This window comes from Microbacterium croceum, from assembly GCF_023091245.1.
GTDB lineage: Bacteria > Actinomycetota > Actinomycetes > Actinomycetales > Microbacteriaceae > Microbacterium > Microbacterium croceum.
Map to the genome: position 1 here is coordinate 456,836 of NZ_JAHWXN010000001.1, position 23,081 is coordinate 479,916.

Here is a 23,081-nt window from a genome sequence, read left to right on the forward strand (position 1 = left end):
CGGGACTCGTTCAGACGCGCCCCGCGGTGAGGTCGCTGATGTGTGGTCGGCGACCGTGCAGCACGGCACGCGATGCCGACCCCGCCCACTCTGCCGCATCGCGGGGACCCCGCTGGTGCAGCACGGCCGCGAGGAAGCCGGCCGTCGACGCATCGCCCGCACCATTGGTGGTCACCGGGACACGGACCTCGGTGACATCGTGGCGGAAGTCCTGATCCGACCAGGATGCGCTCAGGTCGGTGAGCGCGCGGCCGGCCTGGCGCAGCCGTTCCGCGCCGGCGGTCCGCACCGACATCCCTCGGGCTCCGGCCGAGATCGCCACGATCCCGACCCCCGCCGCCGACAGTTCCTCCGCGAACGCCTGTTCACGCGAGGCCGACCACGACTCCGTGCTGCCGGTCATCGACACGAGGTCGTCGAAGCTCGGGGTCAGGATGTCCAAGAGCGGTGCAGTGCGCGCGAGCACGCGCCCCCAGTCGACCCGCCCCGTCGGTCCGTCGGGATCGAGCACGGCGAGGTCGAGCGATGTGGTCACTCCGGCATCCTTCGCCCGCTGCAGCAGGCGTTGAAGGGGCTCGCCGTCGTCGGCGACGAGCGAAGGCAACAGCATGGGGTAGCCGACGTGCAGCAGGTCGATGCCGTTCACGTTCACGTCGGTGCCGTCGAAGTGGTCGTTCGCGCCGGTGTGGTGCCAGAAGGTGCGATCCTGGGCCGGCGGCTCGATGACGATGCTGTACGAGGTCCCACCTGGCGCCGTGGACAGACGCGAGGAGCGGATGCCGGCGGCGGCGAGTTCGTCGCGCACGATCATCCCGAGCGCGTCGGCACCCACCACGCCCTGCACCTCGACGTCGATATCGAACCCGGCGAGCGCCAGCGCGGTGTTCCCGACGCAGCCGCCGACGGTGACCGACAGCGCGCCGACGTCGAAGAGTCCTCCCGGCTCGCGCGGCGGGTCCCGGCGCAGCGTCGGCGCGAGGTCCACGCAGACGTGGCCCGCGACCGAGATCCGGCGGGGTGCCATCATGCCGTCCGCACTCCCACCGGTTCGACGAGCTCCGTCCGCCCGGACGCGTGAGCGGCCAGCGCCGCCTCATAGATCCGGTGCGTGGCCGCCGCCTCCTCCGGTGTGGCGCACGCGAAGCGATCGCCGAGCGCGCCTTCCCGCTCGGCGAGGAACGCCGCCCACATCTGCAGGATCGCGTCGCTGAAGCCGCTCTCGAAGATCCCGCCCGTCACCGTGGGCCACACTGATTGGCTGCCCACTTGGATCCGCTGCCAGCTCTGCTCGGCACCGATGCCGGCGGGAGAGATCACACCGAACACCTCGACCGTCTTGGGTCGGGCCGTCGAGTACCGAACGCCCCCGTCGAGCCCGATCGCCTCGAACTCCCAGGTGTTCTTCTGACCCGGCGCGATGCGTTTGGTCTCCACCCGCAGGGGGACCTCGATGTCGTCCTGGTCGAACCAGCTGTTGACGGTCGCGTTCTCCCAGGTGTCGCATCGTTCGGGGCGCCCGTCGGCCCCCGGGCGGAAGGGAACGAGGTCCTGCAGCACGGAGGTGAGTCTGGCCGGTGTCCACCCCAGTCGCAACGGTACGTGCCATGCGTGCAGACCCAGGTCGTTCATGACACCGGCCTCGCCGCAGAACCTCGCCTGTCGCTTCCAGTTGATCGGCTTGTCGAGGTCGAGATCACTGGAGTGCAGGAATGCACTGCGCACCTCGATGAGGCGACCGAGTGCCCCGGACGCGACGTGCGCGATCGCGGCCTGCGCTCCCGGGAAGAACGGCATCTCGCTCGAACACCGCACGAACGACTCCGGGTGTTCGGCCAGGGCGGCGAGGATCGCGTCCGCCGCTGCGCGGTCGATGCCGAACGGCTTCTCAGCGAGCAGACTCTTGCCGGCGCGGATCGTGTCCACATAGAGCTGTTCGTGCAGGTCGTGCCGCACGGCGATGTAGAGCACGTCGATCGAGTCGTCCGCGAGGAGGTCGCGATAGTCGGTGACGGTCGTGGTGACCGTGTCGATCTGCTCGAACCAGGCGAACGCGGCGGGGTTGACGTCGCACACGGCGGTCAGTCGCGGTCGGACGGGGTGATCCACGAGCGCGGGCCAGCGCTGGATGGCCGCCGCGATCTCGCGTCCCATGAGTCCGCCGCCGACGATGGCGACGTTGACGGTGCGCCCGGTCATCGTGCGACCGCCCGATCGATCTCGAGGGCGGCCTCGGACGGCGACGCCCCCTCGTGGAGCACCCGCATGAGGGCGCGCGTGATCCCGGCCGGGTTCCGATGCTGGACCACGTTGCGGCCGTAGACGATGCCGCTCGCACCCTGGGCGAGGACGTCGGCGGTGCGCTGCAGGAGCGTCTCGTCGTCGACGCGCCCGCCTCCGCGGACGAGCACCGGTACGTCGCCGGCGACCTCGATGACGCGGTGGTACTGCGAGGAGTCGTCCGTCGGGTCGGCCTTGATGAGGTCCGCCCCCAGCTCGCGCGCCTGCCGGACGAGCGTGCGGATCTTGTCGGTGTCCCCGTCGACCATGTAGCCGCCGGCCACGCTGTTGTCCTGCATCACGAGGGGCTCGATCATGAGCGGCATCCCGGCGTCGGTCGCGCGTCGTCGCAGTTCGAGGATGGACTGGATGCACTGCTCGCGGACCTCGGGGTGATTCGGGATCTGCAGCAGGTTGGCGCAGACCGCCACCGCGTCCAGACGCACGGCCTGCTCGATCGCGTCGGGGACGTGGCGGCTGAACAGATGCGAGTCCAGGGGATTGCCGTAGACGTTGGCGACATCGGTGCGCACAACGAGTGCCGGTTTCTGCTTGCCGGGGCGTGACTGCAGCAGGCGCGCTTGACCGAGCGTGAGCTGGATGGCGTCGGGGCCGGCGTCGACCAGGACGTTGATGACGCGGTCCATGTCTTCGATGCCGGTGAGGAAGCTCGGCTCCCCGAAGAAGCCGTGGTCGACGGCGACGTCGAGCACCCGTCCGGAGACGGGATTGAACAAGCGATTCAGGCGGTACTGCGCCACGACGGGACTCCTTCGGTGCGGTCATCGGTCGATGCGGGAGCCGGACGGTTGTCAGCGCTCCATCGACACAGTACTGTGGGTTAGACAACGTTGTCTAGCCGAGGAATCCGAATGAGCATCCACATCCTGCCGGCGAACCGTCCCGCGAACCGCTTCTACCGCGGAGGAAGCCGGATCGCGAGCTTTCGCGCCATCCCGGACGACGAGCAGTACGTGCCGGAGGACTGGCTGGCGTCGGTGACGACGGTCTTCGGAGACCCCTCCCTCGGCCTCACCTCACTCGCCGACGGTCGCACCCTGCGTCAGGCCGTCGCCGATGATCCCGAACGGTGGCTCGGCGCGGCACACGTCTCCGCATGGGGGTCGGACTCGAAACTCCTCGTCAAGCTGCTGGACGCCGGCCAACGACTCCCGGTGCACGCCCACCCCGCCACCGCCTTCGCGCAGGAGCACCTCCTGCGGCCCCACGGCAAGGCCGAAGCCTGGCACATTCTGCACGGCGGAGAGGTGCACCTCGGCCTGCGCGAAGACGTGAGCATGTCCGAACTCTCCGACCTCGTCGCACATCAACGCACCGGCGACCTGCTGGACCTGCTGCACACGCGCACGGTCGAACCCGGCGACACCGTGTTCGTACCCCCGGGGGTCCTGCACGCCATCGGACAGGACGTGTTCCTCGCCGAAGTCCAGGAGCCGGAGGATCTGTCGATCCTCCTGGAATGGCACGGTTTCGCCATCGACGGCTCCAGGGACGGTCACCTCGGCCTCGGATTCGACGCGGCCCTGACGGCGGTCGAGCGTGAGCGCATGACCGAGGACCGGCTCGGCTCGCTGATCGCCCGGACACCCACCCTCCCGGCGAGCGCCGACGAGTACTTCCGCCTCTCCCGCCGCGCGTACCGACCGGGCGATGACCTCGAGCCGGGCTTCGCCGTGGTGATCGTCTTGTCCGGTGCCGCCGCCCTCACGCGCGGCCCGCTGAATGTGCAGGTCCAGGCCGGGAACACCCTGCTTCTCGAATACGAGGGAGGGCCGACCGCGGTCGACGGCGAGATCGAGATCATCGAGTTCCGGCCGCCGCTACCTGCGGTGCGTTCGCTGCCGTCGTCGACCACGGAGGCGGCGCGAACCGCCCACTGACACGTCGGCTATCGTTGTCCCTGACGAAGAGGGGGATGCCGTGGCCAGGAACCCGACGATGATCGATGTGGCGACCGAGGCCGGGGTGGCGTTGAAGACGGTGTCGCGCTACGTGAACGGCGCGGACAACATCAACGACGCGATGGCCGCACGGATCGCCGCTGCCATCACCAAGCTCGGTTATCGACGCAACCTGGCGGCGGCCAGCATCCGTCCCGGCTGGACGAGCAAGACCGTGGGCCTGCTGATCAGCGACCTCGCGAACCCGTACTACTCGTCGATCGCCCGCGGTGCCGAATCGGTCCTCACCGAAGCGGGGTACCTGCTGATCACGGCGAGCTCCGAGGAGGACGGCGCGACGCACGACCGTCTCGTCGACAGCCTGTTCGAACGCCAGGTCGACGCGATCATCGTCGTGCCGCCGCGCTCCCCCGGCCGAAGCTGGTCGTCCGTGCGCGAGCCCCATCCGCCCGTCGTGTTCATCGACCGCCCCGCAGCCCTGGATGGCGCGGACACCATCGTCGCGGACAACCGTGGTGGCGCCAGGGAAGCCGTCGAACTGCTGCGTTCGACACACGGCGACGTCGCCTTCCTCGGCGATTCCCTGTCGATCTACACGATGCAGGAACGCTACCTCGGCTACGTCGATGCCCTGCGGGCGCGGGGCGAGCAGCCGGACCCGACCCTGGCCAACACCGGCGCCCACAGCGAAGAGCAGGCGTACGCCGCAGCGATCGCGCTCCTGCAGACCGGGCGGGCCGGCGCGATCTTCGCCGCGAACAACCGCGCCACGATCGGCGCCCTCCGTGCATTCGCCCACGAGGACGTGCGACTGCCTCTGATCGGCTTCGACGACTTCGAAGCCGCGACCCTCGTGCGCCCCGCCGTGAGCGTCGTGAGCCAGGATCCCCAAGCGATGGGACGCCTGGCCGCGGAGGTGGTGCTCCAGCGCCTCGCGCGGGAGGCGACGACGCCGGCACGCTTCGAGGTGCTGCCGACCAGCCTTGTGCTCCGCGGCTCGGAACTCGACTGAGACGACCGCACGCGCCGACCTCCGGCGACGCGTACGGCTGACGGCCGGGCGGGAGGGAATGCACCCGCCCGCCCGGCCGCCGCATGTCCGGTCAGTCCACCTCGCAGAGGGAACGGGCCAGTCCGAGGAACTCCGTGGTCGCGTAGAGCTCGTCCGAGATCACGGTGATCGCCAGGCCGGAGGCGAGGCGGTCCGCGACCGCTGCGCGCTCCTGGTCGCTCGGCTCCCGCTGCAGGATGCTGCGGTACAGGACCCCGGCCTTCTCCGCGTCGGTCAGCCCTCGGGCGGTGAACTCCCCCGACTCGAAGAACCCGTACGACCGCTGACGAAGCGTCGCGACACTGCATCCGTCGTTCTGGAAGAACGCTTCGTGGAAGGCGATCCCGCCGGGATCCGCCGGACGACCGAGCACCTCGGTGTAGAGGAGCTCGATGTATGCGGTCGGGATCGTGTCCGTCGGTTCGAAGGGCACGGGTGCCGCCGCGGGAGACGGCCGCCAGACCGCACCGTCGACCGTGACCGCCTTCTTGCCCGACGGCAGGACAGCCGTGAAGCCATCCCTGCCCAGTACCACGCTGATGCGGCCGCGCGCCTCCGCGCCGGCGACGACCTCGGTGAGCGGCGCCTGCCGTTCCATGCCGTCACGGTTGGCGTTGATCTTGCCGATGCGGCCGAAGACGACGTTCACCGCCGTGGTCTCTCCGCCCTGCAACAGCAGAGTGCCGCGATCGTCCTTGGCGTTGGCGAGGAAGTACGCCTGGGAGAAGTCCACCCGTCCCGCCTGCACGATCACCCCGTAGTTCGGAGTGAAGTTGAACGCACCGGCGACCCAGTTGGAGAAGCGGACGCGCGTCTTGTCCCCGGCGGCCGACGAGACCCTGATGTACGCCTCGGACAGCGATTCCGGCGGCGGCGGGGTGGTGGTGTCCGTCGTCGGGTCCCATCCGTCCGGCACGGCATTGCCCGAGCAGTTGACGCAGTCGACACCCTTACCCGAGGTGCCGTCGACCTGGTACGACACGATGAGGCCGTCGACCCAGAGCCCCCAGAGGAGCCCGGAGAAGCCGCGCCCGTCCTGCGGCGCCAGATGGACCCCGTAGTGGCCGCGGTAGCCGAAGCTCATGTCGACGACCTCGTTCTTGGCGTCGCCGAAGCGGAACGTGGTGAGGTTGCGGTCCTGGAAGCCCATGATCTGGAAGAAGAGCTTGATCATGCTGTCGTAGTCGGCCGGGGCACCAGGAAGACCCGAGCCGATCGTGCGGAACCACAGGTGCGGGTTGTAGTGGGCGTGACGGACGGTACCGTGCGACGAGCCGCCTCCGACCGCGAGGCCGGTCTTGAGCGGCGCACCGATGAGCCAGTCGATCTGGTGGCCCGTGGTGTTCGCCGTCTCCGCGTCGACGCCCTGGTAAGCGTTGCCGAAGTTCACGTAGCGGACCCAGGCATCCCGACCGGCCAGCTTGATGGCGAACGGGTACTCGGTGACCGCATCCGCCTTCTGCTCCGGGTACCAGATCAGCAGGCCGGTGACGCCCGCACCCCGCTGGAGCGTGATGAACGGCGTCCCCTTCGCTTTGCCCGCGCCCTGCGTCGTCAGCAGTCGAGTCGCAGCCCCGTTGCTGTGGAAGGAGGTGACCTGCGCGCCACGGAGCTCGACGCCTCGCGGGACGTCGAGAGTTCCATCCATGCGGTAGGTCCCCGGCGGGAGGAAGACGATGCCACCCTTGTCGGCGGCGACGTCGTCCAGCGCACGCTGCACAGCGGCCGTGGCGTCGGCAGAACCGTCGGCCGCGGCGCGATAGGGCGCGGCGGTCACATCGACCACCGTCTTCCCCTTGGGGCCGGCGGGGACCTCATGCTCCGGACGCTCCGGAGCAGCATCCTGCTTGGGCGCCTTGGCGACGACGGAGATCTGCGAACGATCACGATCGACGAGCTGCACATCGTCCTCAGCCAGGCCCGCGACCGTGACGGCGCCCGCCCCGGCGGTGACGAGGATCGGAGCGCTCCGGTCCGCGGTGCGTCCCACGGTCGTCGCGGTGACGCTCAATGCACCGCCATCGACGACCGCCGCACGTGACGTCCCTGCGGCGATGGACCCGCCGTGCAGGCTCACCGCGCCATCCGTCCCTTCGGACAGGAGGACACCGGTTCCGTCAGGCGCGGCGATCTCGCACTCGTGACACTGCAGCACGGTGTCGTTCAGGCTGGGCGCGATCTCGATGGCCACCGGGTTCTCCCCGACGTTCGCGTGGATCGACGCCTTGGTCAGCTGCACGCCCTGCGTGTTGAGTTCCTCGAGCACCAGCCCGCGATTCACGCGATCCAGCGACACGTACGTGAACTGTCCGTTCGCGGAGGTCACCGGGTCGCCGGCGACCGCCACATCCTTGCGCATGCGTATGCCGATCGCAGCGTCGGTGACGTCCAGGTCGGTGAGGTACTGCCCGTCGGAACGTCCGATCTCCAGGCCCGTCAGGTTCTCGCGTGTGAAGGCGGCGATCGACTCCGCCGATGTGCCGTCCCATCGTTCCCAGTACTCGGGCGACAGATGCACGCCCTCGATGCGGCCGACGTCGGTCGCGAAGTCGATCGTGATGCCCTTCTTCAGCGGCGACGCGTACACCTCGTTCATCCAGTGCAGCTCGTTGCCCTCCGGACCGACCCGCACGGCTTCGTAGGGGTTGACCAGGGTGACGTGCCGCAACGTCGTGAAGTCCTCGCCGCGGTCGGCCAGTTTGACCGTGGGGGCGTACGCGATCGGGTCGTCCGCATGCTGCTCCGGGTAGAAGACCGTGACGCCTTCGACGCCCGCGCTGCCTCCGACCGTGACGAGCGGTGTCGACGATGCCGGATCCGGCTGAGCGATGAGCACCGTCAGATCGTCGCGCTCCTCGAGGTCCGTCGCATCGTCGGGGTCGCGCCAGGCACCGAGCAGGCTAACCGACTTGGGAATCTGGATGCCGCCGGTGAGCAGGTAGCGGCCGGCACCAAGCCACACCACACCGCCGCCGGTCGACGCTGCCGCATCGACAGCGGCCTGCAGTGCGGCCCTGGAGTCGTGCGAACCGGTGGGGTCGACGCCGAAGTCCGCCGCGTCGTACCGCGCGACCACCGGCGCACCGTCGGGTGCTTTCACGAGGAGTGCCTGCGGCCCCGGCGGAGAGTCCGCCGATGCGGGCGCGACTGGCATGCCGACCGTCGTGCCACCGACGACGGCGGCGACGAGCAGTGTGGCCAAGGGGATACGGAATCTTTGATGCATGGAAAGCTCCCATCTGAAGGGGTGGTGCAGGAAGGGTCAGGGAAAGAGGATGCAGCCGTAGTACAGGGCGTCCGTCGCACCGGGCAGTGTTCCGGACGCATAGCCGGCCGACGTGCTGGCGCCGATCGCGTGGCTCGGGCACGGGGAGGCGGAGGGGATGAGGGCGGCGGTCAGCGTGTTGCCGCTGACTGTCGTGCCCAGGGCACCGGAGATGGCGATCGCGGTCGCCGCGCGCACCGGCAGTCCCGCGGAGGTGTTGCCCGTGACGCTGCCTCCGGTGAAGGTGAGACCGTTGGCGCCGTACCACGGGCGCCCACCGACCGAGATGGCGATCTGGGCGGTCACGCCCTCGCCCATCCACAGCGTGTTCGCGTCGATGGAACCGCCGGCGAAGCTTCGACTGCTCGTGCCCGCTGCGTCGCCCGTCGCGCCGAAGAGCGAGTCCACCGCGATCGAGCCCTGCGCCCGGATGCCGGCGTGGATCACCGTGTTCCCCGTGACGCGGCTCGCCTGCGGCACCGTGGCCGAGACGGGGAACAGCACGATCGCCACATCCGTCGCATCGATGACCGCGTTGCCTTCGACGAGGGTGTCTTCGCAGCCCACCGAGAGACCGTCCGCCTGACGGATGGTGGTGAACTCGGCGGTGTACGAGGTGATCAGGTTGCCCCGGATGAGGTTGCCGGTGCAGGGCAGGCTGTCACCCGCACCCGCGGAGCGCAGGCTCGATGCACCCGACGGCTCGGACAACCGTGACGACACGACGGAGGTTCCGGTGCCGCCGAGCATGAGGATCGACGCGCGGTCGCGGTCCCATCCGCTCTCCCGGCCGCGGGCTCCGGACACCCAGACGCGATCGAGGGTCGCGCCGCCGACCAGCTGCACCGACGGCCCGGTCCACCCCGGTTCGCGGGTGAGCCGCGCCATCGATGCGTACGACTGCGCCGACGGAGAACCGGCGGTGGTGAGCTTCACGCCGGCGGGGATGAACAGGGACGTCGTCAGGCGCACGACCGCGTGCCGGGCGATGGTGACTGTTCCGCCGGCCGGCGTGGCGTCGAGCACCGCCTGAAGCTGCGCCTGTGTACCGCGGAATCCCGATCCGGCATTCGGCAGGTCCAGCGGCAGTCCCGAGTCGTCGAAGCCGTAGCCGGTCGCAGCGGGATCGCAGATCCTGGTCGCCAGACTCGCGAACTCCGGAGATCCGAGCAGCTCGTCGACGACGGTCGTGAACGACGCGCCGGCGCCCATCCGCGTCACCCGGTCCGTGAAGCCGGTGACGTCGGCTTCGCGATTGAGGACGGCCCGGTAAGCCACGAGCACGCGCTCCGCATCGTCGTAGCCGCGGGAGGCGAACTCGGCGGTGCTGAAGAACTCGCGGACCTTCCCGGCGAGGGATGCGGCATCGCATCCCGTGCCGACGAAGGAGCTGCGGTGGTGCGCCCAGCCGCTGGGATCGGGTGCCCTGCCGAGCACCTCGGTGTACATCTTCGCGATGAACTGATCGGGGATCTTGGTGGCCGCCTGCGCCGCGCTCGCGGGGACGAGGACGGCGGCGATCACCACGACGGCCAGGGCGGCGCCCAGGATCTGCCGGATACGACGGAACATCAGAACTCCTTTGTTCGGACTGCTCGAGCGATTGCACTGTGCGGGCCGGCTCCGTTCAGCCGGTCCGTGGCGTCACGACGCGGGGACCAGGCGGAGCCCGCCCATGCCTCCGTCGACGGTCAACAGCGTCCCCGTCGTGGAGGCGGCAGCGGGCGAAGCCAGATACGCGATCGCGTTCGCCACCTCCGAAGCCGAGACCAGCCGGCCCAGCGGCTGCCGGCGACGCAGCTGCTCCGCTGCACGCTCGGCGTCAACGGTGTCGGTCAGGAGGCGTTCTACCCACGGGGTGTCCGCGGTGCCGGGGAGGACCGCGTTGACGCGGATCCTCTCGTGGACGTGGTCGGCCGCCATCGCGAGCGTCAGCGCGGAGACCGCTCCCTTGCTCGCGGCATAGGCGGCGCGCTGGACGACCCCGGCGATCGCCACGATCGAGCTGACGTTGACGATCGCCGGATGCGCAGATTTGCGCAGGTACGGCATCGCGGTCCTAGCCATCCGCACCATACCAAGCACGTTGACGTCGAAGACGTGCGCGAACTCCTCGTCGCTCGAGCTCTCGACGTCACCGGTTGCACCGATGCCGGCATTGTTCACCAGCACATCGATGCCTCCGAGATCGGCGGCGATCGCGTCGACCGTCGCCGCGACAGCGCTCGCATCCGTGACATCGCACACGTAGCTGTTCGGTCTCGGTCGCGTCCCGAGCGCACGATCCACGACCGCCACCCGAGCGCCCCGTTCGCGGAAGACCCCCGCTGTCGCTTCGCCGATGCCGCTCGCGGCGCCCGTGATCACGGCGACCAGGCCGTCGAGGTCCGTTCCCGTCAAGTTCATCCCTTCACCGATCCCTGGAGTCCGTTGATGAAGAAGCGCTGCAGCAGCACGAACAGGATGATGATCGGCACCACCGTGATGAGAGCGCCAGCCATCACCTGGTTCCACTGCACGACGTTCGTCGCCAGCAGGCTCTGCAAGCCGACCGGAAGCGGGTACTTCGACGGGTCATCGTTGGTTAGCAGCGGGAGCACGTACTCGTTCCAGGCGGCGACGAAGTTGATGATCGTGACCGTGATGAGCGCAGATCGCGAGAGGGGGAAGTAGATCCGCCAGTAGATGGCGCATTCGCTGCATCCATCCAGCACCGCCGCCTCGTGCAGTTCTCGCGGCACGCTGGAGTAGTACGACCGCATCAGCACGATCGCGATCGGCGCCGCCCCGTTGACGACGGGGAGGATGACCGCGAGCGGTGATCCGGCCAGGCCGAGCTCCTGGTTGAGGATGATGATGGGCAGCAGTACGGTCACGGCCGGCACGAACAGCGCGCCCACGAAGATCGCGAACAGGGTCTTCTTGAACGGGAACTCCAGCACGGCGAACGCGTAGCCCGCCAGCGGGAAGACGACGAGGATCAGCAGGCAGGATCCCCCGGCGATGACCAGACTGTTGAGGAAGAGCCGGGGCACGTCGAGCACGGCGAAGGTGTCGATGAGCGTCTGCAACGTCGGAGCGGTCGTGAACGGCAACGGGTCGGTGATGACCTGCTGATTCGTCTTCAGGGCGCCGCCGAGCATCACGAGGAACGGGAACACCGAGATGAGCCCGTAGATGACGAGAAGGACGATCACGACGGCACGGATGCCACCCCCACCGATCTTCGCGAGCGGCGTGCGGGTGAGTCGCGGGGTAGTCATTGGCGGCTCCTCAGGATGCGCATGTTCACGATCGCCAACACGATGGCGACGATGGCAAGGATCCACCCCAGTGCGCTGGCGTATCCGAGGTCGGTTGCCGCGCCGAAGGCGAATGTGTAGGTCTGCAGGCCCAGGGTGTTGGACGAGTCGACGGGTCCTCCGTTGGTCATCAGGAGGTACAGCTGGAAATTCTGCAACGACTCCCTGAGCATGATGACCACGACGAGGGCCGTGATCGGATTGAGCAGAGGCACGACGATCGACCAAACGATGCGGCCACCCGAGGCGCCGTCGATGCGAGCCGCCTCGATGACGGAGTCGTCGACCGTCTGGAGCCCCGTGAGGAAGAGCAGCATCGCGATCGGCACGCTCGACCACACCTGCACAGCGAGCACGGCGCCGAGCGCTGTCGCCGTGCCGCCGAGGAAGCCGTCGGTCGGAGCGATCGCGTTGAGGCCGATCAGACGGAGCACCGCGTTCACGGCGCCGTCGGGCTGGTACATGAACCGCCACGCGTAGTACACCGCGATGCCGGCAGTGACGAACGGGAGGAAGTAGACGGTTCTCAGGAAGCCGCGGAACCGCTTCACGGAGTTCAGCAGCAACGCGAGGGCAAGACCGATGGCGACGACGACCACGGGAAGGACGATCATTCCGATCACGGTGTGGGTCGTCGCATTCGCGACCCGCGGCGATACCGCCGGGTTGCCGCCGAGCAGGTCGACGTAGTTGTCGATGCCCGTCCACGTCCACTCGGGGGAGAAACCGTTCCACCGAGCGAAGCTCAGCAGGAAGCCGTAGATGATCGTGTAGACGCCGAAGACCGCGAAGAGGAGGGTGGCGGGAGCCACGAAGAGCAGCCCCACCCACCAGCCTCGGCGCAGGCGCCGGGTGCTCGCCCGGCGCCTGCCCTTGGGATCGACGACGATCAGCGCCTCAGTCGCTGTCACCGAACTCATCTACTCGAGCACCTTCCAGGCGTTCGCGTAGATCTCGGCCAGTGACGCGGCGACCTGCTCGGTCGTGGCCGACTTGGCCGGAAGCTTCGCCAACTCGACGGCGGTGGCGTTGGCGACGTCCCCTCCCGGATCGGCGGAGAAGTCGTTCGGGTTGAACGGTTCCACGCCGTCGACGGGGGTGACCAGACCGACGAGCTGCTGAAGCAGCGGGGAGGTGAGCGACTCGACAGGGATCGCCGTCGCGGGGAGGTCGTTCGCCTCCTGGGCGAAGATCGTCGCACCTTCGTCGCTGGTCAGGAACTTCAAGAAGCTCAGCGCGTCCTCCTTCTTCGTCGTGGTCGAGCTGATCGCGCCGGAGACGAGGGGGCTCGCCTGGTAGCTGATCGTGTCGAGCTCGCCCTTCTCCGACGGGGGGACGGCGAAGACGGAGACGTCCTCGGTGTCGAGGCCGAAGGTGCTCAGCGAGGACAGCGTGAACGTTCCGCCCACGTCCCACGCCGCGGCACCGGAAGCGAAGGCCTGGTCCGCCTGGTCGATGCCAAGGCCGAGCACGCCGGGAGCCCAGAGCGGCGTCAACTGGTCGTAGAGGTCGAGCGTCTCCACGCTCTTGGCCGAGGTCCACGCCGGGTCCTGGGTCTCGCCCTGCCGTGACGTGAAGTCATCCGCGCCGAGGTAGGCGTACGCGAGCGGGCGGTACAGCCAGAAGTATCCGGTCTGCGGCACCTGGAGCCCGGTGACGACGGAGCCGCTCTCGCTGTCGTGCGCCTTGGTCTTCTCGATGGCCGCGATCCATTCCTCCCACGTCGACGGAGGGGTCTCCGGGTCGACGCCGGCCGCGGCGAGCAGCTTCTTGTTCGAGAACACCACGCCCGGGGTACCGGCGAGGTACGGCACCGCGTAGAGGTTGCCCGGCTCGAGGTCCTGCAGCGTCGTGGCGGGGTCGGTGCCGGAGTTCTTGATGGCCTCGTCGGTGAGCTGCGTCGCCTCGACGACGCCGGGAAGGAAGTCGCTCTGCCAGTCGGCGTCGAAGTCGTCGGTGAGATCCTGGATGATGCCTGCCTGTGCGAGCTTCCACTCCTCTCCCTGGCTGTGCACGGAGATGATGTCGGGCAGCGTCTTGGACTTCGCTGCCGCCTGGACCTTCGTCAGATAGGCATCATCGGGCGTGTAGACGCTGACCTCGACAGGGCGGCCGCTCTCCTCGGTCCACGCCTCGCCCGCTGCTTCGAGGGCGGCGACCTGTGACTGCTTGAAAGTCCACACCGTGAGCGCCTCGGCGTCGCCGCCGGACTCGGTCTGGCCGGAACACGCCGCGAGCGTCGTCACGAGGCCGAGGGCCCCGATCCCGGCGATGAGCTTCGATCGCTTCATTGCAACCCCAATCATGTGTGTGAACGTGAGTTCTTGTTTGTGAACAGTAATGCAACGTTGTCTCGCCCGCAAGTGGACGGATCTCGGATCTCGGGTGCCCCGCGGAGATCAGCCCTCGGAACCGAACGTGCTCTCGATCTGCGCGTAGGCTGCGGCAGCGCGTCTCAGCTCCTGGACGACCCGGTCCTGGAACACATCGTCCAGACGCGCCACGGGCACCGAGCAGCTGATCGCGTGCGTATGAGGCGCGTGGGTCCCGAGGGGAACGGCGAAGCAGCGGACACCCTCGGTGCTCTCCTCGTCGTCGATCGCGTAACCCCGCGCGCGTGTCTCCTCCAGGTCGGCCAGTAAGGCATCCCCGTCCACCAGCGTCTTCGCGGTGATGCGGCGCCGCGGCAGCGACAGGATCCAGTCGCGCTGCGCACCGCTCAGATCACTCAGCAGCATCTTCCCCAGGGCCGTCGCGTAGGCCGGCAACCGGAAGCCGACACTGCTGACCAGGCGCAGGCTGTGTCGCGCGTCACGCTTGGCCAGATAGACGATCTCACTGCCGTCGAGCACACCGAGATGCACGGTCTCGCCCAGCGCCGCCGAGAGCTCGTCGATCACCGCTTCCGACCGACGCACGATGTCGTCACCCGCGATGTACGCCGAGCCGACCGTGAGCGCCTGCGGACCGATGCGGTACGTGGTGACCGCACCGTCGTACGCCGTCAGCCAGCCCCGGCCGGTCAGGTTGTGCAGCAGCCCGAACACGCTGCTGCGGGGAATCCCGAGCTCCGCGGCGATGTCGGCGAGTGATCGCGGCGACGGCTCTCTCGCCAGATACTCCAAGACGCTGAGAGCGCGATCCGCGGACTTCACGACGGCTGTCTTGTTCTCGTTCACTCGAGTTCCTCCCTCACGGCCGACCCCCATCGCCATCGCGTGATGACGAGTGCCCGAGCAGGTGCACGGCCTGGAAACCGATCTTCTCCGCGGCGGCGGCGGTCGTGTACGCACCCCTGGTGAGCTCTCCGACCACGGGCGTCTGCGGATGCCAGCTCTCCAGGAGATCAGCGATGTCGTCGTCGAGGAGAACGTCATCTGCGACCACGTTCAGCACGTGCGCCCCCGACAGCCTACCCGTGCGACTCGCGGCGATGGCGAGCTCCACGGCACGCGCCGCGTCCCGCACATCGAGGTAGGCCCAGAGCTCCTTCGCGAGGGCGAGCCGGGTGCTGTCGTCCCTCTCCGCCAGGGCAGCGCGCTCGCGGATCATCTCCGCGGTGCCCGTGAACGGCAGGCGCAGCGACACCACCGAGAGTCCCCATCGACGCGCTGCCATGCGAGCAGCGGCCTCATCCATCTCCTTGCTCAGGGCGTACCCCTCGGCGGGTCGGAGCGGATGCTCCTCCGTCACCGGCACGAAGACCGGATGCATCGCCTCCGGCGACCAGGCCATCCCGAGCACGGAGATGCTGGATGCCAGGACCACCGTCCTGACGTCATGGTGTGCCGCCGCTTCGAGTACTGCGAGGGTCGCCATCGTGTTCGCGGCGGCCAGCTCGACGGCGGTCCGGTCCCCGGGTGAAGGGATCGCCGCCAGATGCACCACGGCGTCGATCTGCTCGGCCATGAGCTCGTCGACGGCCGTCGCATCCGTGGCGTCCGCGATCCGCTCGGACACCCGCGCCGGCAGCTGTTCCGCCGACGGCCTGCGGACGAGGGAGATGATCTCGTGGTCGAGGGACGCCAGATGTGCGACCACGGCGCGCCCGACGAGTCCGGCACCGCCGGTCATCAGAATTCGCATGTCACCCTCACGGCCGCGCGGGTGAGCCGTCGCCGTGCCGCAGCAGCGACCAGGTCTCGTAGGTCAGGGTGTCGGGGATCGGATGACGCGCCGCCTCGGCCTCATCGACCTCGACACCGATCCCCGGCGCCGTGGGGATGTCGAAGTCGCCGCGATCGAGCACGGGCGCGCCGGGGAACACCTCACGCACCGCATCCGAGTACTCGACGGACTCCTGGATGCCGAAGGCTCGCGAGGACGCGTCGACGTGGATGGAGGCGGCGTGCCCGATCGGCGAGATGTCGCCGGGACCGTGGATCGCCAGTCGCACGCCGTGGAACTCGCACAGGTGCGCGAGCTTGACCATAGGGGTGAGCCCGCCGATGGCGCCCATCCGCACGCGCGCGAAGTCGATGAGTCGATCGGTCACCAGGGGAAGGAACGTGGCGGCATCCGCGAAGGTCTCCCCCACCGCCTGCGGGGTCGAGGTCGCCTGCCGCATCTCGCGGTACCAGGAGAGGTCTTCGGGAGCGATCGCGTCTTCGAGGAAGAACAGGCGATGCGGTTCGAGGTCCTTGGCGAGCTGGATGGCGTCGACGACCGCGAGCCGCTCATGGACGTCGTGCAGCAGCTCCACGTCGAATCCGAGCTCGGAGCGGATCGCGTCGAACAGCGGCGGAACCGCGCGCAGGTACGCCCGCGACAGCCACGGAACCGAACGGGCACGGATCGCGGCGAGCGCGCTCTCGTCTTCACCGCCGTGTGCGCCGTAGGTGTCCGCGTCCGCGATCGCGACCTGGGCACGCACGTGCGTATATCCGCGCTCGACGAAATCGCGGATGCTGTCGATCACCTCGGCGTGCGAGCTTCCGTGGGCGTGGCCGTAGACGGGGATGCGGGTGCGTGTCCTGCCCCCGATGAGTTGGTGCACCGGCAGCCCGGCGACCTTGCCCTTGATGTCCCACAGGGCGATGTCGAGTCCGGCGAGCGCGTTGTTCTCGATCGCCCCGCCACGCCAGTACGGGCTCAGCTCCATTAGATGGTGGAAGTCCTCGATGTCGAGGGCGTTGCGACCGATCAGCATCGGGCCGAGGTAGTTCTCGATCACGTTGATGATGGCGAGCGGGCGCTGCGGGCTGCTCGCACACCCCCATCCGATGAGCCCGGGCTGATCGGTCTCAACCTTCACGAGGATGAGCGGCGCACCGGCCGGAGCCGTGGTCACGACGGAGACGCGGGTGACACGAACGGACTGGTCCCCCGTATCCCACGGTGCGTGCGCCAGAGCCCGGGGAAGGGACTCGACGGATGGGGATGCAGGCATGATTCTCCTCGATGAGTAAATGCGTGGGCGATCCTTGATACGATCTCGCTGTTCATAATACTAAACCCGAGTTCATATGCATGAATAGGTGAGTCCCGTGCCTGCACACGCTGCCCCGCCCACGGCGCTGACCCGCCCCGGAGCCGCGGTTGGAGAGAGTCCGATCTGGCTGACGGAGGAGTCGTCGCTGGCCTGGATCGACATGCCCGTCGGGAGGATCCACGTCTCCTCGACGCCCTCCGGCGAGACGTCGACCGTCGATCTCGGTCGCTACCTGAGTGCCATCGCACCGCGCATGGAAGGCGGGTGGATCGCGACGACCCTGCACGGCTTCGCCTGGATCGGCCGCGGTGGAGACGTCGCACGGGAGCTCGAGATGCTCGACGATCGGCACCGCATGAACGATGCGTGCTGCGACCCGCGCGGGCGCCTCATCGCGGGGAGCACGCACGTGGAGAGCGTCGACGGAGCCGGCAGCCTGCACCTCCTCGACGGCGACGGCACCGTCACGACGATCTGGGACGGGCTCACCCTCCCCAACGGGATGGCGTGGAGCGCGAACGGCAAGACTCTGTACCTCGCCGACAGTCTGCGGTCCCAGATCGTCGCGTTCGAGATGGACGACCGGGGGCTGCCGCAGCGCGCGGACACCATCGCGGAGTTCGCACCGGGGGACGGACTGCCCGACGGGCTCTGCCTCGACGAGGAGGGCTGCCTCTGGGTCGCGATGTGGGACGGTGGCGCCGTCGTCCGGCTCGACCCCGACGGCGACGTGATGCGCCGAGTCGCGCTGCCGGTGTTCCGACCGACCTCCTGTGCGTTCGGCGGCCGTGACGGCGACGTCCTCTTCGTCACCACTGCGACCGCGGAGCGCTGGACGCATCCGCTCGACGGCGCCGTCCTCGCGATCGACGACACCGGCGTCCGCGGCGACGCCCGGCCCCCCTTCCGCGGCTGACACCAGCCTCGGGCACATCCACGAAAGGCACGCATGAAACTCGCACGACTAGGCGCTCCGGGCGCGGAAATCCCCGTCGCCATCGCCCAGGGCTCGACGTTCGACCTGCGCGGACTGACCGCGGACATCGACGGAGCCTTTCTGGAATCCGGCGGACTGGAGCGTGTGCGCCAAGCCTTCGCCAAAGGCTCCCTCCCGCTCCTGGCGGGCGCCGAGACGCTCCGCACCGGCTCCCCCATCGCGCGTCCGAGCGCGATCATCTGCGTCGGTCTGAACTACGCCGCGCACGCGGCCGAGTCCGGAGCGGAACCGCCGAGCGCGCCGGTCGTCTTCCTGAAGACGCCGAACACGATGTCCGGCCCGAACGACGACGTGCCCATCCCGCCGCACAGCACGAAGACCGACTGGGAGGTCGAGCTGGGTGTCGTCATCGGTCGACGCGCCTATGCACTCCCCAGCGCTGCCGACGCTCGCGCCCACGTCGCCGGATTCGTCATCGTCAACGACGTCTCCGAACGGGCGCACCAGTTGGAGGAGTCGGGCGGCCAGTGGTCGAAGGGCAAGTGCTCCCCCGCGTTCAGCCCGACCGGACCGTGGCTCGTGACGACCGACGACATCGACCCCTCCGCGCTGCGGTTGCGGAGCTTCGTCAACGGCGAGCCCCGGCAGGATTCGACCACCGCCGACCTCATCTTCGACGTCGACCACATCGTGTGGCATCTCAGCCAGTACATGGCGCTGGAACCCGGCGATCTGGTGCTCACGGGAACTCCGGAAGGCGTCGCGCTGTCCGGCCGCTTTCCCTACCTGCAGCGAGGAGACGTCGTCGATCTCTCCATCGACGGCCTGGGAACACAACGGCAGGTCTTCACGTGAGCGGCATCGATGGGACCGTTCCGTTGCGCACCGTGACCTGCGGAGCCGAGACCGGCGTCTTCCTCCGCACCCACCTCACGGACGACCTCCTGCAGATCGATCACGCTGTCGAATTCGCCGACGCGGCCGATAGACGAGACCTCTCCGTCACGGTGAAGGTCACGGCGCTGGCCGAGGTCTCGGGTGTCGTCGTCGTCGACATCGATCTCGGCCGCCCGTTCGGCGTCGCGATGTACGACGAGGGCGTGGTGCAGCGCTTCGGTGACGCGGATCGGTGGATCGCGCCGCCTGCCGCCCTGCTCACCGCATACGCCATGTCCGTGAGCGACAGCCGCGTCGTGCACCTCGACGACGCATCCTCCGGCGCCGTGGTCTGCCGATGGTGCCCGGAGACCTTCATGCTCTCGGTCGTCGTCGCCGGGACCATCGGCGACCACGCTCGAAGCGTCAGCGACGCAGCCTGGGACCCGGTCGAGCACGTCCGACCGGTCGCGATGGAACCGGGAGAGACCCGAGACGTCGTCATCCGGATCCTGGACGCATCGGACCCCGCACCGCGGCTCTTCGAGAATGCCGTGGACTACTCCGACCCGCGGGATCTTCGCGCCCATCGGCTCGCACTGTGGGCGTCCGAGGTGCCGTGCCTGGGCAGCCTCGAGCACCGGGGAAGCACGTACCCGACGAGTTTCGCCCCGGAGCGCGCCTACGGGACGCTGCACACGTTCTTCGACCCGGACGCGTGGAGCGCATCCACCGCGCTGGCCTTCTCCGGCATCCCGTTCCTGCAGCAGCAGGCGCGCATGATCGTCGAACGATCCGTCGACGGCATCCGGCCGGACGGCCTCGTCCCGCACCACTTCGACGGCGAGGAGCCCCTCTACCTCGCCATCTCCGGCTCACCGCAACCCGGACCGAACATGTTCCTCATCGAGGCGGCGATCGAGATCGCGTGCGCGACGGGCGACGTCGAGTGGTTCCAGGACGTCTGGGCACGCGGACTCCGACGGGCAGCGGAATGGCTTCTCCGGCAGCGCAACCCCGAGACCGGCCTGCTCTCCGTGACCGGTGCCCTCTGGGCGGACACTTTCCGACGCGCCGGTATCACGCTGGATACGAACGCGATGGCCCTGCGGACCTTCCGTCGAGCTGCCGGTGCCGCCCGGGTCGCCGGTGATGGCATCGGCGATCGGCTCGAAGCAGCGGCTGATGCGGTGAAGGCCGGGTTCGGTGCGCTCTGGGCGGCCTCCGACGACCACTTCGTCACCAGCATCGCCACCGACGGCACGTTGCTCGACGACCATGTCGACACCGAGAACTACCTCGCGATCGCCACCGGCGCCGCCACGGCCGAACAGGCCCGCCGCATCGTCGGCCTGTTAGACGACCATCCCCTCACCCATCCCGGCGGCAGGGGCACGTATGTGAGCCTGCGGCCCTACACCGCCGCGGACTGCTACGGCGGCAACGTGGGCGACTCCGACATAGCGATGGGGAGGCTGTGGTGGGCGGACCTTCTCGCACGACGCGCGATGGGCGACGCCGCCGCGTTCCGCTCGCTGTTCGAGCCGGTGCGGGGGGATCTGCTCGATCGGGTCTGGATGCGGGAGCGCTACGCCGAGGACGGGCGATTGGTGCGCCCGGACGGGTACCACGAGTATCCGGATCTGACGGACAACCTGCTCCGCGAGGGCCTCTGCGGGCTGGACCTGGACCTGACGTCGGTGTCGATCACGCCGATGCGAGGCGGACCGTTCCGTGCGCGCTGGGGAACGATCGAGTTGTCGCACTCGCCTGAACGCGTCCTCCTGCGCCTGGCCGACGACCTGCCTCGCAGCGTTCGCGTCGCCGGGCTCGTTCCCGGTGCGCGATACGCGCTCGTCGGTGCGGGGCCGCGTGAGGTGGACGCGAACGGGCAGGGCGTGGCCACGTTCACGATGTCGCGCTCCTTCGTGTTGGAGCGGACCGAGAGCTGAGGCCGGTGACGACGCCATGAACCGGGGTGATCAGTCGCGGGCCTGCACCAATCACCCCGTGTCGTCCGACGCCGTCTCGCTCAGCCGCGCTTCTCGGCCGCGAGGGTCCGGCCGTACACCTGTCCGAGCGCGCGGGCTGCCGGCTTCAGCCTTCCCTCGTAGTCGACTACCGCCAGGCTGATCGCACAAGGGAAGGAGTCGTGGCCCATCCAGACGATGAAGCCGCCGCACGCGGGGAAGCGGTCCATCGCCGAGGATGCCGCGACGGTGAGGGCGGCCGCCTGCTCGCGCTGGCTCTTCTCCACCCAGGTGGGCAGGTCCGTTTCCGGGATGTCATCGCGATCGAACCACCAGTTGGAGGTGTGGCGCCAGAGCTGTGCACGCTCCTCGGCGTTCGCGCCGTCGATCCCGTACTTCTCGAGCAGATCGACGCTGCTGGCCCCCGCGACACCGACCTCCGAGCGCAGCAGCGCATCGTCGGCATGCCAGTACCGCTCCCATTCCGCCGGGTCGGGTGAGACCACCCACGGCCCGTGCACATCATGGTGGAGCCCCTGCCCGAACTCGCTCTCGTCCGCGACGTACCGGGGTCCGGTCGGTGAGGTCGGCACCACCTTGCGGTCGGGGTCGATCGCGCGGATGGCTGCCTTCGCCGCCTGCAGCGCCGGATGGTCGAAGGTGAGCGGGGTGCCGGGAGTCGGTTCACCGGGCGCGCCCGCGAGCTCGTTCCCCCCGCTCCACACGATCACGGAGGGGTGATGATGCAGCGTTCGGGCGTAGTGCTCCGCGATCTCCGCGAGCTCTGCGGCGTAGGCAGCATCCGTGGGCGGGTGGTTGTCGAGTCCCGCGGAGCTCTGCGGCAGCTCCTGCCACACGAGCAGCCCCAGGTCGTCGCACATCTCATAGAACTCGTCGCGCTCGCGGGCGGATCCGCCCCAGACCCGCAGCAGGTTCACGCCAAGGTCGCGGTACTGCTCCAGGCGCTGTCGGTACTCCTCGAGCCCGACGTCGGCGTAGTCGCCCCGCAGCGGGATCCAGTTGACGCCGCGGATGAAGACGGGCGCGCCGTCGATGTGCAGCAGCCACGGTTCGGCGTCATCCGGGGCTCCGGGGTTGCTCTGCCAGCGGACGTCTCGGAACCCGATCCGGCGTTCGACCGCCTGCCCTTCTTCGTCCTCCGTCACTCGCACGACATAGCAGCGCCCGGTCCCCCACCATCCGGTCACCCCGTCCGCGGTCAGCGTGAACTGGAACGACCCTTCCGCGTCCGCCGTGGCGCTCGTCTCGGCGCGAGCATCTCCGTCGGAGGACAGCAGCGCGATCCGCAGTTCGGCACCGGCGGTCGCGGTTCCGGATCCGCTGACGGTCCCGGTTCCTGAGGTCGTCTCCGCCGTGGTCTCGGCGTTGAACTCCGCCCTGACGATCAGGTCCCTCGGGGCAGGAGCCCCCTGGCGCACGGTGAGCCGCCCCGCACGCGCCGGGCCGATCTGCACGACACGCGGCGTCCAGTCCCAGCCATAGTTGAAGCGCGGCCGCCAGTCTCGAAGCTCCGACGTACGGCCGATCTGCCCCAGGTAGGGAGGAGGGGTCAGGAACACGAGAGCGATCGAGGCTCCGGAACGCGACGACGCATCTCCAAGGTCGACGCGCAGCGGCACGAAGGAGTTCGCCGTCTCGGCACGGCGCTCGCCATCGATGAACACCACGACGGGTCCGTCCAGACCGTCGAACTCGAGCTCGAGTCCGCCCTGTGGCAGATCCGCCGGCAGAGTCGCTCGCAGCACCCAGTGCCGATGTTCGATGAACTCACTCGCCCGGGACTGGAGTCCGATCGACGGATCGAGGATCAGCCCGTGCTCCCAGAGCGCACCGCGCACGGACCCCGGGAATCGGGCGGGGACCGGGCCGATGTCGCAACTGCGCGAGACGGCGGTCTCCACGGCGGAGGCCAGCTCCCACTCCCAGGGACGCCAGCCCTCGAGCGTCCAGGTGAGCGAGGCCAGATCGACGACGGTGCGCGTCATGGGAATACCTTTCGTGGGGGGGTGCAGGGTGCTGGTTCCGAAGT

The 23,081-nt window shown here is 68.8% G+C and carries 18 protein-coding genes; 5 read left to right on the top strand and 13 right to left on the bottom strand.

What is annotated here, in order from left to right; all coding sequences use genetic code 11:
* Positions 1–10: 10 nt before the first annotated feature.
* The 3 genes from KZC51_RS02150 to KZC51_RS02160 are packed head-to-tail and all read right to left on the bottom strand — an operon-like array spanning position 11 to position 3,038.
* Positions 11–1,027, bottom strand: coding sequence for a carbohydrate kinase family protein (locus KZC51_RS02150; RefSeq protein ID WP_247628379.1), 1,017 nt, complete (start codon positions 1,025–1,027; stop codon positions 11–13).
* Positions 1,024–2,196 (bottom strand): Gfo/Idh/MocA family protein, encoded by a 1,173-nt coding sequence (locus KZC51_RS02155; protein WP_247628380.1) that lies wholly within the window; start codon positions 2,194–2,196, stop codon positions 1,024–1,026. Before KZC51_RS02155 ends, KZC51_RS02150 begins: the two co-directional genes overlap by 4 nt.
* Positions 2,193–3,038 carry a class I fructose-bisphosphate aldolase gene (locus tag KZC51_RS02160; RefSeq protein WP_247628381.1) on the bottom strand — a complete coding sequence of 282 codons (846 nt, stop codon included), beginning with the start codon at positions 3,036–3,038 and terminating at the stop codon, positions 2,193–2,195. Before KZC51_RS02160 ends, KZC51_RS02155 begins: the two co-directional genes overlap by 4 nt.
* Before the next feature lie 111 nt (positions 3,039–3,149).
* Here KZC51_RS02160 and KZC51_RS02165 point away from each other — a divergent pair, with 111 nt between their 5' ends.
* Entirely contained in the window at positions 3,150–4,178 is a 1,029-nt protein-coding gene (locus KZC51_RS02165; protein WP_247628382.1) for a class I mannose-6-phosphate isomerase, read from the top strand.
* Between the two features lie 40 nt (positions 4,179–4,218).
* Positions 4,219–5,211 carry a LacI family DNA-binding transcriptional regulator gene (locus tag KZC51_RS02170; protein WP_247628383.1) on the top strand — a complete coding sequence of 331 codons (993 nt, stop codon included), beginning with the start codon at positions 4,219–4,221 and terminating at the stop codon, positions 5,209–5,211.
* 91 nt (positions 5,212–5,302) lie between these two features.
* On the opposite strand, the gene KZC51_RS02175 is transcribed toward KZC51_RS02170, so the two are convergent.
* The 9 genes from KZC51_RS02175 to KZC51_RS02215 all read right to left on the bottom strand — a co-directional run bounded on the left by KZC51_RS02175 (position 5,303) and on the right by KZC51_RS02215 (position 17,206).
* Positions 5,303–8,452, bottom strand: coding sequence for a glycosyl hydrolase family 28-related protein (locus KZC51_RS02175; protein WP_247628384.1), 3,150 nt, complete (start codon positions 8,450–8,452; stop codon positions 5,303–5,305).
* A gap of 60 nt (positions 8,453–8,512) precedes the next feature.
* The gene (locus tag KZC51_RS02180; protein ID WP_247628385.1) at positions 8,513–10,087 is read right to left on the bottom strand and encodes a DUF4214 domain-containing protein; all 1,575 of its coding nucleotides are present in this window, start codon (positions 10,085–10,087) and stop codon (positions 8,513–8,515) included.
* Positions 10,088–10,159: 72 nt separating this feature from the next.
* Positions 10,160–10,921: an SDR family NAD(P)-dependent oxidoreductase gene (locus tag KZC51_RS02185; RefSeq protein ID WP_247628386.1), complete on the bottom strand. Its 762-nt coding sequence runs from the start codon at positions 10,919–10,921 to the stop codon at positions 10,160–10,162.
* Positions 10,918–11,778: a carbohydrate ABC transporter permease gene (locus KZC51_RS02190; RefSeq protein ID WP_247628387.1), complete on the bottom strand. Its 861-nt coding sequence runs from the start codon at positions 11,776–11,778 to the stop codon at positions 10,918–10,920. Before KZC51_RS02190 ends, KZC51_RS02185 begins: the two co-directional genes overlap by 4 nt.
* Entirely contained in the window at positions 11,775–12,728 is a 954-nt protein-coding gene (locus tag KZC51_RS02195; protein WP_247628388.1) for a carbohydrate ABC transporter permease, read from the bottom strand. The genes KZC51_RS02190 and KZC51_RS02195 overlap by 4 nt, the downstream gene beginning before the upstream one ends.
* Positions 12,729–12,737: 9 nt before the next feature.
* Positions 12,738–14,108, bottom strand: a complete 1,371-nt coding sequence (locus KZC51_RS02200) for an ABC transporter substrate-binding protein (RefSeq protein ID WP_247628389.1) — start codon at positions 14,106–14,108, stop codon at positions 12,738–12,740.
* A gap of 108 nt (positions 14,109–14,216) precedes the next feature.
* A complete protein-coding gene (locus KZC51_RS02205; protein WP_247628390.1) occupies positions 14,217–14,996 on the bottom strand; it encodes an IclR family transcriptional regulator in 780 nt (259 codons plus the stop codon).
* Between the two features lie 13 nt (positions 14,997–15,009).
* Positions 15,010–15,903 carry an NAD-dependent epimerase/dehydratase family protein gene (locus KZC51_RS02210; protein ID WP_247628391.1) on the bottom strand — a complete coding sequence of 298 codons (894 nt, stop codon included), beginning with the start codon at positions 15,901–15,903 and terminating at the stop codon, positions 15,010–15,012.
* A gap of 7 nt (positions 15,904–15,910) precedes the next feature.
* Entirely contained in the window at positions 15,911–17,206 is a 1,296-nt protein-coding gene (locus KZC51_RS02215) for an enolase C-terminal domain-like protein (protein WP_247628392.1), read from the bottom strand.
* 97 nt (positions 17,207–17,303) lie between these two features.
* Between KZC51_RS02215 and KZC51_RS02220 the strand changes: the two genes are divergently transcribed.
* Genes KZC51_RS02220 through KZC51_RS02230 form a run of 3 tightly spaced genes read left to right on the top strand, consistent with a single transcriptional unit; the run spans position 17,304 to position 21,013 of the window.
* On the top strand, positions 17,304–18,164 hold the full coding sequence (locus tag KZC51_RS02220) for an SMP-30/gluconolactonase/LRE family protein (protein WP_247628393.1): 861 nt from the start codon (positions 17,304–17,306) through the stop codon (positions 18,162–18,164).
* Positions 18,165–18,197: 33 nt separating this feature from the next.
* Positions 18,198–19,040 (top strand): fumarylacetoacetate hydrolase family protein, encoded by an 843-nt coding sequence (locus tag KZC51_RS02225; RefSeq protein ID WP_247628394.1) that lies wholly within the window; start codon positions 18,198–18,200, stop codon positions 19,038–19,040.
* Positions 19,037–21,013 carry a glucosidase family protein gene (locus tag KZC51_RS02230; RefSeq protein WP_247628395.1) on the top strand — a complete coding sequence of 659 codons (1,977 nt, stop codon included), beginning with the start codon at positions 19,037–19,039 and terminating at the stop codon, positions 21,011–21,013. The genes KZC51_RS02225 and KZC51_RS02230 overlap by 4 nt, the downstream gene beginning before the upstream one ends.
* Before the next feature lie 80 nt (positions 21,014–21,093).
* Here KZC51_RS02230 and KZC51_RS02235 read toward each other — a convergent pair whose 3' ends face one another.
* On the bottom strand, positions 21,094–23,037 hold the full coding sequence (locus KZC51_RS02235) for a glycosyl hydrolase 2 galactose-binding domain-containing protein (RefSeq protein ID WP_247628396.1): 1,944 nt from the start codon (positions 23,035–23,037) through the stop codon (positions 21,094–21,096).
* Between the last annotated feature and the right edge of the window lie 44 nt (positions 23,038–23,081).